16 protein-coding genes and 1 pseudogene are annotated in these 16,653 nt (G+C 53.6%); 11 read left to right on the top strand and 6 right to left on the bottom strand.

What is annotated here, in order from left to right:
- Window positions 1–3: 3 nt before the first annotated feature.
- Entirely contained in the window at window positions 4–459 is a 456-nt protein-coding gene (locus AT710_05960; GenBank protein KUO91708.1) for a hypothetical protein, read from the top strand.
- A 142-nt stretch (window positions 460–601) separates the two neighbouring features.
- Here AT710_05960 and AT710_05955 read toward each other — a convergent pair whose 3' ends face one another.
- Window positions 602–2,239, bottom strand: a complete 1,638-nt coding sequence (locus AT710_05955; GenBank protein ID KUO91707.1) for a hypothetical protein — start codon at window positions 2,237–2,239, stop codon at window positions 602–604.
- Between the two features lies 1 nt (window position 2,240).
- Entirely contained in the window at window positions 2,241–2,954 is a 714-nt protein-coding gene (locus AT710_05950; protein ID KUO91711.1) for a nitrate/sulfonate/bicarbonate ABC transporter ATP-binding protein, read from the bottom strand.
- Between the two features lie 348 nt (window positions 2,955–3,302).
- Here AT710_05950 and AT710_05945 point away from each other — a divergent pair, with 348 nt between their 5' ends.
- Both AT710_05945 and AT710_05940 read left to right on the top strand, forming a co-directional pair.
- Entirely contained in the window at window positions 3,303–3,542 is a 240-nt protein-coding gene (locus AT710_05945) for a hypothetical protein (GenBank protein ID KUO91706.1), read from the top strand.
- 39 nt (window positions 3,543–3,581) lie between these two features.
- Window positions 3,582–4,766: a hypothetical protein gene (locus AT710_05940; protein ID KUO91705.1), complete on the top strand. Its 1,185-nt coding sequence runs from the start codon at window positions 3,582–3,584 to the stop codon at window positions 4,764–4,766.
- A 75-nt stretch (window positions 4,767–4,841) separates the two neighbouring features.
- On the opposite strand, the gene AT710_05935 is transcribed toward AT710_05940, so the two are convergent.
- From AT710_05935 to AT710_05925, 3 genes are all read right to left on the bottom strand, one after another.
- Window positions 4,842–6,194 carry a hypothetical protein gene (locus tag AT710_05935; GenBank protein KUO91704.1) on the bottom strand — a complete coding sequence of 451 codons (1,353 nt, stop codon included), beginning with the start codon at window positions 6,192–6,194 and terminating at the stop codon, window positions 4,842–4,844.
- A 131-nt stretch (window positions 6,195–6,325) separates the two neighbouring features.
- The gene (locus tag AT710_05930; GenBank protein ID KUO91703.1) at window positions 6,326–6,940 is read right to left on the bottom strand and encodes a hypothetical protein; all 615 of its coding nucleotides are present in this window, start codon (window positions 6,938–6,940) and stop codon (window positions 6,326–6,328) included.
- A 94-nt stretch (window positions 6,941–7,034) separates the two neighbouring features.
- The gene (locus tag AT710_05925; protein ID KUO91702.1) at window positions 7,035–7,388 is read right to left on the bottom strand and encodes a hypothetical protein; all 354 of its coding nucleotides are present in this window, start codon (window positions 7,386–7,388) and stop codon (window positions 7,035–7,037) included.
- Window positions 7,389–7,574: 186 nt separating this feature from the next.
- On the opposite strand from AT710_05925, the gene AT710_05920 reads away from it, so the two are divergent.
- The 6 genes from AT710_05920 to AT710_05895 all read left to right on the top strand — a co-directional run bounded on the left by AT710_05920 (window position 7,575) and on the right by AT710_05895 (window position 13,475).
- Window positions 7,575–9,257, top strand: a complete 1,683-nt coding sequence (locus tag AT710_05920; protein KUO91701.1) for a hypothetical protein — start codon at window positions 7,575–7,577, stop codon at window positions 9,255–9,257.
- Window positions 9,254–9,754, top strand: a complete 501-nt coding sequence (locus tag AT710_05915) for a ribosomal-protein-alanine acetyltransferase (protein KUO91700.1) — start codon at window positions 9,254–9,256, stop codon at window positions 9,752–9,754. The genes AT710_05920 and AT710_05915 overlap by 4 nt, the downstream gene beginning before the upstream one ends.
- Before the next feature lie 422 nt (window positions 9,755–10,176).
- Complete coding sequence (locus AT710_05910) at window positions 10,177–11,316, top strand: acetyl-CoA acetyltransferase (GenBank protein KUO91699.1); 1,140 nt, start codon at window positions 10,177–10,179, stop codon at window positions 11,314–11,316.
- Between the two features lie 5 nt (window positions 11,317–11,321).
- Window positions 11,322–12,509, top strand: coding sequence for an acetyl-CoA acetyltransferase (locus AT710_05905; protein ID KUO91710.1), 1,188 nt, complete (start codon window positions 11,322–11,324; stop codon window positions 12,507–12,509).
- Window positions 12,510–12,519: 10 nt separating this feature from the next.
- The gene (locus AT710_05900; protein ID KUO91709.1) at window positions 12,520–13,047 is read left to right on the top strand and encodes a DNA-binding protein; all 528 of its coding nucleotides are present in this window, start codon (window positions 12,520–12,522) and stop codon (window positions 13,045–13,047) included.
- Window positions 13,044–13,475: a cobalt transporter ApaG gene (locus AT710_05895; protein KUO91698.1), complete on the top strand. Its 432-nt coding sequence runs from the start codon at window positions 13,044–13,046 to the stop codon at window positions 13,473–13,475. Before AT710_05900 ends, AT710_05895 begins: the two co-directional genes overlap by 4 nt.
- A 470-nt stretch (window positions 13,476–13,945) precedes the next feature.
- Here the strand turns inward: AT710_05895 and AT710_05890 are convergent.
- Window positions 13,946–14,281: pseudogene (locus tag AT710_05890) on the bottom strand.
- Window positions 14,282–14,508: 227 nt separating this feature from the next.
- Between AT710_05890 and AT710_05885 the strand changes: the two are divergent.
- Complete coding sequence (locus AT710_05885; protein KUO91697.1) at window positions 14,509–15,375, top strand: hypothetical protein; 867 nt, start codon at window positions 14,509–14,511, stop codon at window positions 15,373–15,375.
- On the top strand, window positions 15,372–16,562 hold the full coding sequence (locus tag AT710_05880) for a hypothetical protein (GenBank protein ID KUO91696.1): 1,191 nt from the start codon (window positions 15,372–15,374) through the stop codon (window positions 16,560–16,562). The genes AT710_05885 and AT710_05880 overlap by 4 nt, the downstream gene beginning before the upstream one ends.
- The last annotated feature ends 91 nt before the right edge of the window (window positions 16,563–16,653 follow it).

Here is a 16,653-nt window from a genome sequence, read left to right as displayed (position 1 = left end):
GAAATGAACGAGAAAAGATGGATAGAGAACGACAAGAAATGGGAAGAGAACTTCAAGAGATGGGAAGAAAACGACAAGAAATGGGAAGAGGCTATGAAGCGGTTCTCCAGGATAGAGCTTGAGTTGGGCGCATCCGTGGAGAGCCAATATAGCCGCTATGTTTTGGAGGACTTGAAGGATGAGGTGAAGGCCAGGGGAGAAACCGTGGAGCAACGCGTCAGGAATATTAACTTAGACGGCGTGGAAATAGACTTATTGGTGACGACGGATAGGGCGGTGTATGTTGTGGAGGTTAAGGTAAGGCCCACCATTAATGACGTGGGCGCCCTCCTCGCTAAGGCCGAGGTGGTGCAGCGAAACCTGAATAAACCCACCGTGCCTATTCTAACGGGCTCATACATAGGCGGGGAGGTAGAGGCTTACGCTAAGGGCAAGGGGGTAAAGATATATAGGTACTAAATCGATTCATCCATGTGTCCCCAAAGAATGGAGCGAACCAGAATCCTCGACATGCTTGGGCTACCCCCTTCAATATAGTCCAGCACAAGGGGGTCGGGCCTTCATAAAACGAATGGAGGATCTCGCCCTTCAGGGGAGGGGGTCACATTTTGAATGCACCTTCCATCCTGAAGCGCCTCCTGGAGTAGCTGAATAATGTTCTCCATAGCCCCACGCTTAGGGCCACTATGGTGATTGCGAGGAGGAGCGAGGTGGCGTTTAGTCCAGCCACGTTGCCCGTGGAGACGTAGTAATCCATTAATCCGGATATGCCGTTCACCATGTAGTACTTATTCCCCAATTGAATGTACTCCGCCAACTGGAGCCCGCCCCACGTGCTTCCCACGGTGCTTGCGAGCCCCGTCACCATTGCGGGGAATGCCCCTGGGAGGACGAGGTACCTCATCTTCTGTAGAATGGTGAATCTATACGTTGCGCTGAGTTCCCATAGCTCCCTCGGTATTGACTTGACCCCAATGTAAGTATTGTATAGTATATACCACACCGTGCTTAGGTAGGCAGTCACTAAAGCCAGGGACTCGAGGGCTCCATCGAAGCCCAGGAACCTAGCCACGGCGGTCACGAATGGAGTGGCAATGAGGGGGATATATGAGGGGGCAGGTATCGAGGCAAGGGTCTCGAGGACATAGATTAAGATGGATTCGGCGCTCCTCTTCACAGCCATCACGTACGCCGCAACTATTGCCGTTGCCAGGGAGGCTACGGTGACTATGAGGACCCTCAAGTAATCCAGCCCCAGCAAGTATAGGTAGAGATCCAGGTGGCTCCTCAAGTCGCTAAACATGGAGAACGCGGCGGGACCCGTGAACGCGAGGTAAACCGCGTACATGAATAACCCGGCCAGGGCCGCGCCTATGATCATCGAGGCGTAGCGGGGAACCCTGGGCCTTAACCTACCGTAGGCCCTCTGCCTGGAGTTCAGGGACACTAATCTAGCCCTGCTCGCGGGCGTTAAGGGCCTCTCGGGCAGAACCCTCCTCAACCTCCTCACGCCCCTCACCATTCCCCCCCTCAACCTGCTGGGCAGCGCCGCCAATCGGGACGCTGGAGCCGTGAGGAGTGGGTCGTAGGTGAACTTCATGGACCAGTCAATGAGTGGGTAAAGAATGAAGTACGTGACCGCCACCACTAGTGCCACGAGGACCCCTAGGGAGGCAATGGCCATATCAATTAAGCCGGACTCCGTGTAATTATAGATGAGCGTGCCTATGCCGAACGCGGAGTACTCCGTGGTGCCCACCGTTATGACCTCGCTCACAGTTATGTAGAAGAGGCCGACAGCGAAACTCGTGACCACGTTAGCCACAGTTCTCGGTATTGTGGATGGTATATAGAGGTGCCTCATTTTCTCCATGAAGGTGAGGCTAAACATGTTCGCCACGTCCTCCAGGTTCTGGCTAATCGTCTTTATCGCCTCGTACTGCCCCACCCAAATATTCCAGGCCACGCCGGTGAAGACCAGGAAATCAACCGATAACTCAACCCCAATCCCATGAGGTAAATGGCCCAGAAATATTGCTAGGACGAGGGGGAAGAACGTGACTATGGGAACCCCCTCCAGGGTTTGAGTCGTGGATAGGAAGATCGATTCAACAGTTCTATTCTTAGCGGCCAAGTACCCCAGGAACCACCCAGTCACTATCGTGAGGCCAATCATGGCGAAGACGCGGCCCAGCGTGGCGAGCCCCGCCAATAGGATCAGGAGAATGGGGGGAAGCATATCACCGCGCCTCCTTAACGGTAGTGGATATTATGGAGTAAAGCCTATCCACCACTTCGTTAAAGACGGGGTCCCTCGAGTTCCGCGGCCTCGGCAATTCAATGGGTACCTGGGACACCACTGTGGCGGGCCTTCCCCCCAGAATCACAACCTTATCCGATAACTCCACCACCTCCTCGATATTATGGCTAACCATTATCACTGACTTAACTGTGGACTCCTTGCTGAACACTATGTCGAGGACCTCCCTCCTCAACCCCTCAGCGGTTATGGCGTCGAGGCTGGCGAATGGCTCATCCATCAAGAGGACCAAGGGCTTCGCCACCAGCGCCCTGGCAATGGCGACGCGCTGCCTCATGCCGCCGCTCATCTCCTTGGGGTAGTAATCCTCGAATCCCCCCAACCCAACTAACTCAAGCATTGCCTGGGCCCGGCGACGCCTCTCCTCGCGCGGCAGCTTCTTGTGGAGAAGCGCTAACTCCACGTTCTGAAGGGCGGTTAGCCAGGGGTATAGGGCGAAGTCCTGGTAAATCATGGAGATGAGGGGAGTCGGCTCAGTCACCTCCTCACCCCTTAGGAGAATCTTACCCTTATCGGGCTTAACGAGGCCGCTTATTATCTTGAGGAGAGTCGTCTTGCCGGTTCCCGAGGGGGCTATTATGGAGACGAATTGATTCTCGCCCGCCTCAAACGATACATTGCTGAGGACGGGCAACACCCCCTTCTCTGTCCTATAATTAAAAGAGACGCCAATCACATCAAGTATTGCAATTATCCCACCGAGCCCATGCATCTATATAGGGTATTTAAGCATTACCGCGAAGAAAAGAGAAAAAGAGGGGAAGCCCTTCACCGAATGATGTTCCCATCATCCCCATAAAGCAACTCCCTCAAGGGGTGGAGGACGCCCATCAATGGGGGTAAAACTTATTAATTCCTGCGAAGCGAGAGGCAAGAGGTAACCTCCACAGAGGCCCGTCGAAGACGCAATGAAGCGGACGGGTTACCCCGGCCTCAATTCTCATAATATTACCCAATATTCTTAAGGCTTACATTTATATACATGACGCATGGAGTTAAGGCTATGGCCATAATAGTTTACTGCCAGCACTGCGGCCACGACATTGCGGTATTCAGGAAATTGAGGACCCCGCCCGAGCTTCTTCAAATACTGCTGCAGAGAATAGGTCCGCGCTGCCCTTACTGTGGAGCGCCGTTCACGGTCCTCGACACCAGGAACATAAGGTACTCCGCGAAGCCCCTCCCAGTGCCCCGGAGGCGCGTGGTGAGGAGAGCGCATTGATGCCAAAACATTTAATAAATAAGGCCAACTGAATGGGCCGTGAGCGACGTCTACTACGCATTAATAACCGTGGGGATGCTGGTCTCCGTCTCAAAGATCATCGGCGTCGCATTCGAGCGCATTGGGATTAACCACATAGTGGGGGAGATCCTTGGGGGAATGATAATGGGTCCATACGCGGCCGGCCTCCTAATCAATACATTGCTCTACAGATTCATTGGATTCAACCTAATCGATATAAATGATTATGTCCTAGCCATATCCGACATAGCCCTCATATTCCTCATCTTCTCGTCCGGAGTCGGGGAAGGCTTCGCGCCGCTTAGGAGGAGCGGGGGTAAGGGCCTCGTCGTTGCGGTGGGGGGAGCCGCCGTGCCATTCATGGCGGCCTATTACTATTACTTCATGGAGATCCACGACATTAAGGCCGCGATGCTCCTCGGCGCAACCTTCATGGCGACGAGCACTGCTGTTGTGGTTAAGCTCCTGGATAACGTGGAGAACAGGAACGTGTGGGAATTAATATATAACGCCGTGGTGCTCGATGACGTGGTGGGCATAGTTTCCCTCGCCGTGGTTCTCACCCTGGCAACCGCTAGCCACGTCAGCATAAGACTAGCAATAGAGACGGCCGTGGCCCTCGTTGCGGTGTGGACGGCGATGCTCGTGGCCTCCCTAATGATAATACCTAGAGCAATGAATGCAATAAAGAGGCCGGAGTTAATAGAGTCATCATCGCTCGCGGCCGCGTTCGCAATGAGCGGCATCTCAGTCATGGTTGGATTATCCCCAGTCGTCGGCGCCTACCTCGCCGGCATCTCCGTGGGGGAGTCCCTGGTAAAGGAGAGGGCTCGCTCCTTCTCCCAAACGCTGGAGTCCAGCCTGGGGCCCCTATTCTTCGCCACTCTTGGAGCCGAGGTTCCGCTCCAGGAATTCCTGAATCCAAGCATTGATTTAGGCGTCCTAATAGTCACATCAATAGCCGTCGCCACTAAGGCGCTTGGCGCAATGATGTTCTCCCTACCATTCACGAGGAAGCCAAGGGACTCGGCGCTGATTGGGGCAATGATGATTCCCAGGGGAGAGGTTGGACTCGTGATAGCGGCCACGGGGTACAGCATGGGAATAATAACTCCCCAGCTCTATAGCGAAACAGTGCTAATGATAATGGCAACGACGCTCCTGGGGCCCCTCCTAGCACCAAATAGGCGCGGGCATCCCTGAATGAAGCCGTTCAGGGACTCTGATGGAGGCTGACCTCCTCCCCGCCCTGAATGGCGAGGTTTGTCGTTAGTTTTATCATTGCTCGGAGCCGGGGCTCGATGCCTCTATTGTTTCCCTGAATATCTCCTTTAATCTATTCATGGCCTTATCCATGGTGTTCATCATGGCTATTTGCCTCCCGTTTCTCCCCATGGAGTCGCCATCCATTTTAAGCGCATCCATCATTCTCCCAGCCAAGTCCTCCACATCATTGGCCCTGAACACGAATCCATTCACTCCATTCGCCACTAGCTCGGATGACCCGGCTCCACTGCTCACTATCACTGGCTTACCGTGTATCCAAGCCTCAAGGGTGGTTATGCCGAAGCCCTCGAGTTGGGAGGGCAATATAACTAGGCGACTCGCCTCATATAGCGCCGCTAATCGCTTATCATCCACGAATCCAAGCATTTTAACCCTATCCTCAAGGCCCAGTTCCCGCACCATCCCCAATAACTTACTCCTCCAAGCCGCGCCCTTGCTGTGGCCAAGCCCGGAGCTGGTGAAGCTGCCGTCCCCAACGAGGACCAGGACAAGGTCCCTCCTCTCCTTAGCCACCTTACCGAATGCCTGAATCGCTATGTCCTGCCGCTTTATGGGATCCATCCTGGCCACGAGGAGAATTATCTCCTTACCCTCCAGTCCATACTTGGCAAGGGCCTCCTCAACTGCCCCCGGGGACACAACGTGCTGCGACTCATCTATCCAGGGATAGAGCTGGAAGGCGCGGCCATGGTACCCAAGCCTAGTGAGTCCCTCCATTTCCCTCCTGGTGCTAACTATCAGGGAGTCCGCGGTCTCCATGTTCTTCAGTATGAATCTAGCCATGAGGGGCTGCATCAAGGATGGCACGAATGGTATGTGCCACTGATACACCACGGGGGCAGATGGACCAATCATGTTGCTGACCAGCATTAATTGAAAATCATGAACCCAATACAGGTCCACCTCGGTAAGGAACTGCATCAGCCTCTCGGCGGTTAACCAATTAAAGGAGGCGAAGGCCTCGTACTCCTCCTTATTAAGCCTCATCCGGGAGATGCCGTGAATCTCGTTCCAGAGGGACTCCTTGAAGTTAGTGTAGAGAGGCACCTTATCGCTCGTCATGTAGACGCTGTGATTCTCTATCCCACCATACCTAAAGCAGGGCGGGGCGCTTGGGTTAAAGGAGACCCAACGCACTGCCGAGAATTCCCCGCTCCTCATTAGGGAAGCAACCATGGGCCCAACCATGGCCGTCACGCCGCCGGGGCTCTTCTGGTAATCCTCTGGATCCATTGACTCCACATCAATGCAATCCGACTCGCCGTACTTGATCAGTATGTCCTCCATTGATGCCCTGAACCTCACGAGGGGGGTTTGGGTTGATATGACCGCCCGAAAGCCCATGCCAAAGCAATGAAGCCCTTAAAGATAAACTTTTTCCGGGAAACGACCTTACCGGGACTTACCGCGCTCCTTACCAAAATGGGGGTTAAGGGGCGGAAAGCCTCGCCCCTTTAGGGCGGGGAGGAGGTCAGCTATGCATTAATGCTCCTCAAAACCGCGGGGAGACCGCATAGGTCCTCTATCGCTAGGCGCGCCCTTGCCTTACCGCCCACGGCCACAGTGATTAAGCCCAGCGATTCGGCTCCCATATCGTTCTCCTCATCCCCCACCATAACGGCCTCCCCCGGCCTACACCCAAGCACCCGAAGCGCTCTCCTGAATATGTAGGGGTGAGGCTTCCTGCGTAGAGTCCTATCGCTGCTTATTATCGGTATGCGGGGATACTTGAACTTCTTCATGAAGCCCGTGATGAAGGCCCGGTGAGTCACATTGGAGACTATGGCGACCCCAAAGCCCCCCGATAGGAGGTCCCTAATCACGTCTAGGGAGCAGGGCGTTGGCACTGAATTATCTATGAAGGCCCTCGTGATGGCCTCCTTAACCATGGATGGCGAGCACCCAGTATAGTGGCTTATTAGCGCGGCCTCGGCATCTATATTTATCTCAACCATGCTGGCCCTCCTCAATATATTGGTGCATTTCCTTACCTCCTCATAAGCCTCGGCCAGGGAATCAACACCGCATAACTGCATCCCCAGCTCATTTAATTCCTTGAGGAATAGCTCCTCATCCCTGAAGCGCGCCACGGTGTTCCAGAAATCGAGGAGGACGCACTTTATCAAGGTGTTCACCGCATCATCATAGCCCGGCTCATCATGCAGTCAGCCCTTGCAAGCTTAATCACAACTTAACTACCTCCACCCCCTCCGGCTTCACGTCGATATCCGCATACACCTTGACGGGGACGCATTTCTGGGTCAATAGGTTAAATATCTTCATGGCTCCCTCCGCGCCGCTGGCCTCATAAAGCTCTATCCTGGCATCCATATTATTGGCCGTCACCTCATTAGCGGTCAATAAGTACTTATTATAATCAATGCTGGGGCACAGGACCGAAATAACTATTAACCTACCGCTCTCGCGCCTAGCCCTACTCAATGCATCGCTCAATAATTGCCTGTACTTATCCATGTCATCATTACAGACCCCCAGAAACGCGTAAGTGCATTCATACTTATCCTCAACGCTATTCATGCCCTCCAATGCAGTTGCGGGTATTTTTTATTTTTATCCCCTAAACACGGCGGTAAACCACCGTCCTTACGGGCGGGGTCTCTGGTATTAGTGAGGTGAGGGAGAACGCGAGCCTCGCCCCTCAAGGCGGGGAGGGGAGCGGCAACCCATCTCTTTATAAATGCCACGAGCGATGGCCGGAGAGGAATGCATAGGGTAATCAAGTGGGAGAGGAGCGATGATATTTACGCCACCGTGGAGTTCAGGGTGAAGGCCAAGGCCAGCTCGGTGTATGTGATCGGGTCATTCACTTCATGGCATCCAGGCACTGCGCCCCTCAGCAGGATCGGCGAGGATGAGTGGGTGGGGGAGTTCAGGATTAGGGAGGGGAATCATTACTATGCCTTCATGCTTAACGCGAGGGACAAGTTCCTTGGGGACTGCAGCGACACGGTTAAGATAGATACATTCGGGGATGCTTGTAGATTACAATTGATCAGCGATGTGGAGGCATTCAGCGGATCCTCATGGCGATTCCGGGACCCCGGGGCAGGTCTGGAGAGGGTTAGGACGAGGAGCATGGAGCCGGAGGGTTACCTTGACTTGGGCGAAGTGGATGGATTAAGGTGGTGGGAACGCGAGTCCTCGGGCGTGGAGGGGGGCTGCGACTTGGAGCCTCCGCAATGGGTTCTTGACTCTATTATTTATCAAGTGTTTCCGAGCAGCTTCATGAGGGACTTCAAGGACTTGGGGGATAAGTTGAGCCACGTGGCGGATGTGGCTGACGCAGTGTACCTGAATCCAGTGTGGGAATCCCCATCCTACCACGGCTACGACGTCACGAATTACTTCAAGGTTAAGGAGGAGTACGGCGGCAACGCTGGGCTCCTGGAATTCATGGATAGGGCTCACTCCATGGGGATTAGGGTGATTCTGGACGGCGTCTTTAACCACGTGTCCTCAATGCATCCCCTTTTTCAGGATGTCGTGGAGAGGGGCGTCAAGAGTCCATTTCATGATTGGTTCATCATAAATGGGGATAGGGCCGATCCCTCTCAATTCAATTATGAGGCCTTCCTATCCGTGAGGAAGATGCCGAGGCTGAATTACGGCAACGAGGGCGTCAGGAGGCTCGTGAAGGATGTTGGGGAGTACTGGGTGAGGGCCGGCGCTGATGGGTGGAGGCTGGACGTGGCTCACGGCGTGCCCCCCTCATTCTGGAGAGAATTCACGGAAGCAATCACGAGCGCCAGGAGAGACGCGTATGTTCTGGGCGAGGTCTGGGGCGAGCCTGATCCATGGGTTTGCAGCATGCATGGAGTCACGGACTTCGCCGTTTATAGATTCATTAATAATGCAGTGAGGGGCAGCATTAATGAGCGGGAGGTGAGGAGGCTGCAGTTGCTGCCGAGGGGCTTCCTATACGCGTCGTGGAACTTCATTGATAACCACGATACTCCGCGGCTACTCACCGTGGCTCAGGGCAATCCCAAACCAGTTAGGCTTGGCTTAGCCCTAGTCTTCACGTTGCCTGGGGTCCCCATGATTTATTACGGGGATGAGGTTGGATTACCGGGGGGCCCCGATCCTGATAATAGGAGGCAAATGATTTGGGATCCAGGCGAGTGGGACTTGGAGACCCTGAGCCTCATTAAGAGGTTAAGGGAGGCAAGGAGGGAGCTGCCGGAGCTTAGGCGCAGGGCGTGGAGCATTGAAGTTGCAAGCGGCGTGGTTAGGGTGAAGCGATGGGGGCGGAGACTCGTTGAGTTAGTGGGTAATTTTTCTGGGAGGCAGATGGCGGTGGACGCTGTGGGGACAGATTTAATTACGGGTGGGGACATAAGCAAGATTGAATTGGAGCCCTACGGCTTTGCGTTGGTGGTTTCATGATTAAGCTGGTCAAGTGCGGCGAGGGGGATATGGATAAGATCGAGGGGCTTGAGCGGCGAATCTTTAAGCCGAGCGAGCAGTACACATTATCATTCATTTCCTGGCTCTGCAGAAGCTGCTCCCGGTTCTCATTCATTGCATATGATGGGGATAAACCCATTGGCTACATTATTTCCTGCATTGATGCCCCCCGGCAGGGGCACGTCGTGGCGGTGGGACTCATTAAGGATTATAGGGGGCGGGGGTTAGGCAGGAAATTGATGTGCGCCTCCATGTGCAGCCTCGGGGACTCCATTGATAGAATAGTGCTTGAGGTCAGGGTCAGTAATTACGTTGCGCAGGGACTCTATAGGGACTTGGGGTTCCAGGTGAGGGATCAAATAAGGTCTTACTACAGCGATGGGGAGGACGCGTATTACATGGTGATGGAGGAGGATGATTATAGGAATGCACTAGTCAAGTGCGGCTGCGCGAATCGATCTGGGCGTAATTTTTAAGTGCCGGCTCCTCCTTGCTTAACTGTGATTAGGGCTGATGGTGCTGCTGAATCTACGTGATGAATTGAACCCGGTATGATAGTAAAGACTTGATTTTCTCCTCCAGCAGGTGATTTATGCACTCATCTAGGTTGATTAGGTCCTCCTCGCTGCACTTAGCCGCCAACGCGGCGTACTCGGTGGGGGTTAGCTTGACCCTTATCGTGGGCATGCATTACCCGTTCAATTAAATTATATAAGGATACCTGATAAAATAGATACCCAAATATTCCTGCTGACTCCTCCCCGCCCTGAGGAGCGAGGCTTCATATTCCTGGTGAGCCCCTTATATTTGACTAATTGGTATTTATCCCTAGTCTTACTATAAGAGTAAAATTGATATGATACATAATGCTTTAAAACAATCTATATTCAGCGAGTATATGCCTAGAGTAGGAATAATAGGCGTCGGCTGGTTCGGCTTCCAGCCCGAGACCTCCACGTACTCCTTCAGGGAAATGACGTATAAGGCCGCCAATAGGGCATACATGGATGCAGGCGGACTTGACCCACGAAAAGACATCGATGCATTCGTCAGTTCACAGGAAGACTTTTGGGAGGGCATCTCAATAGCCGATGAATTCGCTCCGGACCAATTGGGGGGAGCAATGAGGCCCGTCTACACCGTGGCCGGGGACGGCTTGCAGGGACTCGCATCGGCCTACATGATGATAAGGAGCGGGCAATTCGATGTCGTTGCCGTGGAGTCACATGCTAAGCCCAGCGACATAGAGACCCTGGGGGACATAATTAATATGTCCATGGATCCAATAACTATGGCGCCACTACGAGTGAGGAATCCACATGCCTTGGCGGCGCTCGAGGCCAGGCTATACATGCATAGAACCGGCGCCACCGAGGAGGACTTAGCCCACATAGTGGTGAGGGCGAAGAGGAACGCGATTAAGAATCCCAGGGCCTCCTTCGCAATGAATATTGGGGAGGATGATTACTTGGGCGGCGAGAAGATCCTGGATCCCCTGAGGAGGCTGGACGTGGCTCCACTGATTGATGCCGCCATAGTCATTGTTCTAGCAAGCGAGGAGGCTGCGGGTAAATTCACCGATACGCCGATCTGGGTTAGGGGAGTTGGGTGGGCCACAGAGACATCCCAATGGGAACTACACGACATGGAGTACCCGCTCCACGCCGCCACTGCGGCCCGGATGGCTTATAAGATGGCTGGGATAGATGATCCCCAGAAATCAATTCAATTAGCTGAAATCGATAATAGGTACTCATTCAAGGAGCTTCAATTCATAGAGGCACTCGGACTCTCGCCCCGGGGAGAAGCGGTGAAGCTCATGAGGGATGGCGCATTCGAGCCTGGGGGCAGGTTACCCATTAACCCAAGCGGAGGCGCATTGGGGGAGGGCGTGCCCCTTGAGGCGCATGGATTGGCGAGACTGCTCTACGCCGTTGAATCGCTGAGGGGCGATCAAGCCCCAGCGGAGACCGCCGTCATTCATGGATGGAGAGGAGTGCCCACAACAACTAGTTCAGTGGTGGTTCTGGGGAGGTGATGCCTATGAAGATGAATACTGAACTCAAGCAGCGCGTCGCAGTGGTTGGGGCTGGATTAACGCTATTTAGGCGCAGAATGCTGGATACGCCGAAGGAGTTGGCGTGGATCGCCGCCAAGCAGGCGCTGGATGATGCTGGATTAACCCTTAAGGACGTGGATGCAGTTGTCATTGGCTCCGCCCCGGATGCATTTGATGGGGTTCACCTAAAGGGGGAGTACCTAAGCGAGGGGGCCGGCGGCATTAATAAGCCAACCATGAGGGTCTACGTGGGGGGAGCGACGGGAGTCTTCACGCCAATAGCGGGGTGGTGGCACGTGGCCAGCGGCCTCTTCGACACAGTTCTAGTGGTGGCGGAGGAGAAGATGAGCAGCGCCGCCAAGCCCCATCCACAATACGTTTTCCGCTACATATGGGACCCCATAGTGGAGAAGCCCCTTGACCCGAACCTGATCTGGATATTCGCCATGGAGATGCATAGATACATGAATAAGTACAACATCAAGAAGGAGGACATTGCGCTCGTCTCGGTTAAGAATAAGAGGAATGCCGTGGATCACCCATCCGCCCAGTTACCGGATCCCAACATAACGGTGGAGAAGGTCCTCAGCAGCGAGACGCTCGTGTGGCCCGTGCAGCAACTCGACATTAGCCCCGTGAGCGACGGCGCCGCTGCCCTAGTCTTGACAAGCGAGAAGGTGGCTAGGCGCGTCACTGATAACCCAGTGTGGATAGATGGCGTCGGCTTCACGCTGGACACGACTCATTGGACCAATAGGGAACTCGCGTTCCCAGCCTACGTGAGGAGGGCGGGCGAAATGGCTTACAAGATGGCGGGCATAAATAATCCAAGGCGGGAGATAGATGTGGCGGAGGTTTATGACCCGTTCGACTACAAGGAGCTGCATCACATGGAGGGACTTGGATTAGCGGGTAGAGGAGAGGCGCCGAGATTGACGAGGGAGGGAGTTACCCAGAGGGATGGGGACTTACCCATCAATCCATCAGGGGGATTACTGGGGGTCGGGAACCCCATAGCGGCGGCGGGACTAATGAAGGTGGCAGAGATATATTACCAGCTCTCTGGTAAGGCCGGTAAGAGACAAGTAAAGAAGCCGGTATATACTGGACTAGCCCAGGCCTGGGGTGACCTAATGCAGGCTGGGACGGTAATAGTGATGAGGAACACGTGAGGTGATGGGAATGAGCAAGTACCTAGGCACACCCCTATCCGAGAAGGACTTCGAGGCCGTGGTGAAGGAGGCGGCGAAGCCCAGCGCGAAGTATAGGTACACGACCGGCATAGCTCTAGGCAGGTTCCTCGACGAGTTGAGGCGGGGAAGAATAATTGGAACCGTTTGCAGTCACTGCCGTAGGGTGTACGTGCCGCCCAGGATATACTGTAGCCACTGCTTCCGCGAGTTGAGCGAGTGGGTCTACGTGAGGGATGAGGGAACCATTCAAACGGCTGTCCTCACGTATATATCGACCACTAGGGAAAGAATTGAGAAGCCCCTCGTGGTTGGAGTAATTAAGCTGGATCTACCGGAGGGTTATGGGGATTACGCCGTGGATGAGACCTTCTATCCAGGCGTGATGCATTACATATGCGGAGCAACGGAGGACGACGTGAAGAGCAGGAGGATATTCGGCAAGAGGGTTAAGGCGAAGTGGAGAAGCGAGAAAACGGGTTCAGTAAGGGATATAGAGTGCTTCGAGGTGATTCCATGAGCGACACAAAATACTTCCGCGAGGTAATGGAGATAGAGGAGTACATATACACGGCCGGCCCCATTGGAACCAAGTTCCTCGAGGGCCTCAGGAACGGTAAATTAGTAGCAGGTAAGTGCAGTAAGTGCGGCACCATTCATATGCCTCCAAAGGGCTTCTGCCCAATCGATTTCCAGCAAGTGACGGAGACCGTTGAGATAGAGCCAATGGGCATAGTGAGAACATTCACTGTGATTAGGGAGGACTTAAACGGCAATAAACTGGAGAAACCAGTGACCCTGGCATTCATAGAGTTCCCGGGCGTAAGCGGCGGATTAATCCATTACTTGAAGACGGATAGGCCAAGCATAGGCATGAAGGTGAAGCCAAAGTGGCGCGAAAAGAGACAGGGAAGCATAAATGACATAGAGTACTTCGAGCCCCTCTAACAACACGTACCAAGGCAAATCCAGGAAACGATTTTTCCCCATCATCCTCAAGAAAGCACCACATAGATAGAATCCACTTGTAAGCTAATTAATAAGAAAATCAAGAAAGCCATCATTTATTATGAGGATGGGGATCCAGGCTCCGGTGAGCTACCCCGCCCTTAAGGGGCTTCCCGCTTCCTTGCCCCGCCTTGCCCATCGTCACGGGTAGTGGGCGGAGCTCCACGGGCGCTGCGGGCGGCTCCCGCCCTGCCGTTAGTACCCGCCTTTAACGCGGGCTACCAAACATCCTAGTAAGCTGGGCTTTTTGAAGTTATTTTCCTCATCCCCGCCATAAATGGCGAGGTTTCCCCCATGCATATAAAGAATTAATGAACGTAGTTGAGTTGGTGGGGCATCTTTCGTGATTACTCCTCCATGTCTAGGTCTATATTTGATGCGTCTAGTTCCGTTATTATGGCGTCCTTGGGCTTAGTGTATTGGTATAGGTGGGACGCGACGAATATTGGCGCATCGGCCCTGAGAGCTATGGCTACTGCATCGCTTGGCCTCGCATCTATGTAATGTATCTTGCCGTTCCTATCCTTGAGGTAAATCGTGGCCGTATATGTGTGCCCCAATAATGCATCTATGGTTACCTTCTCAATGCTGCCGCTCAGCGCCTCTATTACCTCCATCACTAGGTCCTGTGTTAGGGGGCGCGGGAATTGGGCTTCCCCTAGCGCCTTCTTTATGCTGAATGCCTCCATTATGCCTATCCATATCGGCAATACATTGCTTCCCCAGTCACTGCTTCCAATGAGCATAATGGCGTCCTCATTACTGGCGAGGAGGTCATCCAGCTCCGCCCTTATGTACTTGACATCCTTACTATCCACGCAGTAATTAATTCCTCCCCTCTATTAATCTTTTCGTGCAAAGCATATCCGAGTTAGGCGAGTCCCTACACCGGCGTTGGTTTAACGGGACTCGCAAGGAGTGGATGCGTCGATGTGCTCAAAACATTTATAATAAGTAAACCCCGGGGCAACCAGTGTGGTACCTCGACCAACATGAGTGCGCCTTATGCGCGCTCTCCTCGAGGATTATGGAGCTAAAGAAGTTCGGGAGCAATGATCCAAGCAATATAATCAGCATCATTAAGTCTGTTGAGGAGAATTATGGCTTAGGCAGGTCAAGGCTATTCGCTGCCACTTTCGAGGAGGAGACCAAGCTCCTTGGGGTTAGCGATCCATATTTGGAATTAAAGAGTAATGTGGAGGAGGCCGTTGAGAAGTCCATAACTAGAATGAATCCCTCGCTGCCCGAGTTGATCAAGATGGCGGCAGCCGCCAACTCCGTGGATGCCCCAATGAAGGATTACGCATTTGATGCCGAGAAGATGATTGAGAGGCTGAGGGAGGAACCGATCCTAATGGGGANCGCGGAGGATGACTTGAGACACATAACCAGCGCAGGCAACGTGGTTTACGTGACCGATAATGCGGGGGAATTCGCCGTGGATGCGGCTCTAATTAAGGCGCTCAGCAATAGCGTTGATGTCACAGTGATCAGCAGGAGCCTCCCGTATGAGACAGACGTCACCGCTGGCTACGTTAGAAGCAAGTTGCCTGGAATCAAGGTCGTGGAGACCGGCAACAGGTTGCCCGCGTTCCTCAGCGATGAGATATATGAGAGGTACATTGCTGGAAGCGGCCTAGTGATCTCGAAGGGCGTCGGGAACCTGGAGGCCTACATTGAGGCCGGGAGGAGGCACGACAATGCATTATTTCTATTGAGGGTTAAGTGCAGGCCATTCATTCGGGTCCTGGGGGTACCCATGGGCAAGCCCATAATTGCTTCCTCCAAAAAAATTAACGAGTTAATTTTTAAAAGCCAAACCCACGCGGCGACCCCGTGAATAACACTAAGAAGTTGGCCTTAACATCCATTGGCCACTTCATTAATGATGGGAACCTAGCCATACTTCCCTACCTGATTTTCCCAATAATAAGCAAGCCGCCATACAACGTCTCCCCCATCACCATTGGATTAATGTACTCGCTCCTCGGACTCCTCGGCGCCCTCGCAAGCCCACTTGTTCCCCTCACGATTAAGGCCCTGGGAAGCGCGTTGAGAAGCATGGCGCTAGGCATGATGCTGTGGACCATTGGATTAATCGCATTGGCGGCATCATTCCTCGCCGGCAATTACTTCCTCCCCACGATGTTCGCCTCCGTGATACTAATGGGGGTGGCCAGCACGTTTTACCACCCCACTGGAGCGGCAGTGCTCTCGGAGGCTTATGGGGGAAACGCGGGGGCGGCCCTCGGCATAAATGGGGCATTCGGCAGCATAGGGAGATCGGCTTACCCATACCTAGCATCCCTCGCCATATTCATAGGCGCGGGCCTGGATCCAAGCAATGTCTGGATATTCGCCGTTGTGTCCCTAGTGATTGGGGCGGCGGCATTCATGGCCAGCGGGGGCCGAATAACGATTAAGGGAACGGAGAAGCCTAGGGAAGCAATGGGGCGGGAATTAATAGTGCTAGTGATCCTTCTAACGATCATAACAATGATGAGGAACGCCTTCGTCCAGGGAACAAATGGATTCATATCCATCTACCTGAATCAATACCTAAACATAAGGCTGGGGGACATTGGGGCAACCATGGCAATAGTGCTCTCATCCGCCATAATAGGGCAACCCCTCCTCGGTTGGCTAAGCGATAAGGCGGGGCGGAGATTAATGGCCGCCGTAACCTCCATTGGCGCATCCCTCGCATTCATTGGATTAGTATACACTAAGAACCTGGCCCTCGCATTCCTCTTCGAGTTCTTCGCCCTAAGCAACTTCCCCGTCATACTCTCAATAGTTGGCGACTTATTTCCCCAGAATCAGGTCGGAAGCGCGAATAGCGTGGTGTGGAATATTGGAATAACGGGGGGCAACGTGATTGGTCCCCTCATCGCCGGCGTCCTAGCCAGCTACGTGGGGCTCATAAATGGATTAGAGGCATTATCAATGCTGGGACTGGTTTCAGGCGCCATGTGGATAATGGTGCCGAAGCCGCCGAAGAAGAGGAGGGTCCCATTATTCATGTGAATAAATAATCGCCAATACATCCCTCATCAGGGTCGAGACGTGCTCATAATCCCTGAGCCTCCGGGCCTTTGCGAACCTGGCCCGCATGTAT

This window comes from Thermocladium sp. ECH_B (genome assembly GCA_001516585.1).
Classification (GTDB): domain Archaea; phylum Thermoproteota; class Thermoprotei; order Thermoproteales; family Thermocladiaceae; genus Thermocladium.
The sequence above is the reverse complement of the archived record's forward strand: the minus strand, read 5'-3'. Positions and strand labels throughout refer to the sequence as shown.

Bases quoted from the DNA above. Each gene is read 5' to 3' on its own strand.
- AT710_05960 (KUO91708.1), top strand. From the start codon at position 4: ATGAACGAGAAAAGATGGATAGAGAACGACAAGAAATGGGAAGAGAAC.
- AT710_05955 (KUO91707.1), bottom strand. From the start codon at position 2,239: ATGCTTCCCCCCATTCTCCTGATCCTATTGGCGGGGCTCGCCACGCTG.
- AT710_05945 (KUO91706.1), top strand. From the start codon at position 3,303: ATGACGCATGGAGTTAAGGCTATGGCCATAATAGTTTACTGCCAGCAC.
- AT710_05935 (KUO91704.1), bottom strand. From the start codon at position 6,194: ATGGGCTTTCGGGCGGTCATATCAACCCAAACCCCCCTCGTGAGGTTC.
- AT710_05925 (KUO91702.1), bottom strand. From the start codon at position 7,388: ATGAATAGCGTTGAGGATAAGTATGAATGCACTTACGCGTTTCTGGGG.
- AT710_05920 (KUO91701.1), top strand. From the start codon at position 7,575: ATGCATAGGGTAATCAAGTGGGAGAGGAGCGATGATATTTACGCCACC.
- AT710_05915 (KUO91700.1), top strand. From the start codon at position 9,254: ATGATTAAGCTGGTCAAGTGCGGCGAGGGGGATATGGATAAGATCGAG.
- AT710_05910 (KUO91699.1), top strand. From the start codon at position 10,177: ATGCCTAGAGTAGGAATAATAGGCGTCGGCTGGTTCGGCTTCCAGCCC.
- AT710_05905 (KUO91710.1), top strand. From the start codon at position 11,322: ATGAAGATGAATACTGAACTCAAGCAGCGCGTCGCAGTGGTTGGGGCT.
- AT710_05900 (KUO91709.1), top strand. From the start codon at position 12,520: ATGAGCAAGTACCTAGGCACACCCCTATCCGAGAAGGACTTCGAGGCC.
- AT710_05895 (KUO91698.1), top strand. From the start codon at position 13,044: ATGAGCGACACAAAATACTTCCGCGAGGTAATGGAGATAGAGGAGTAC.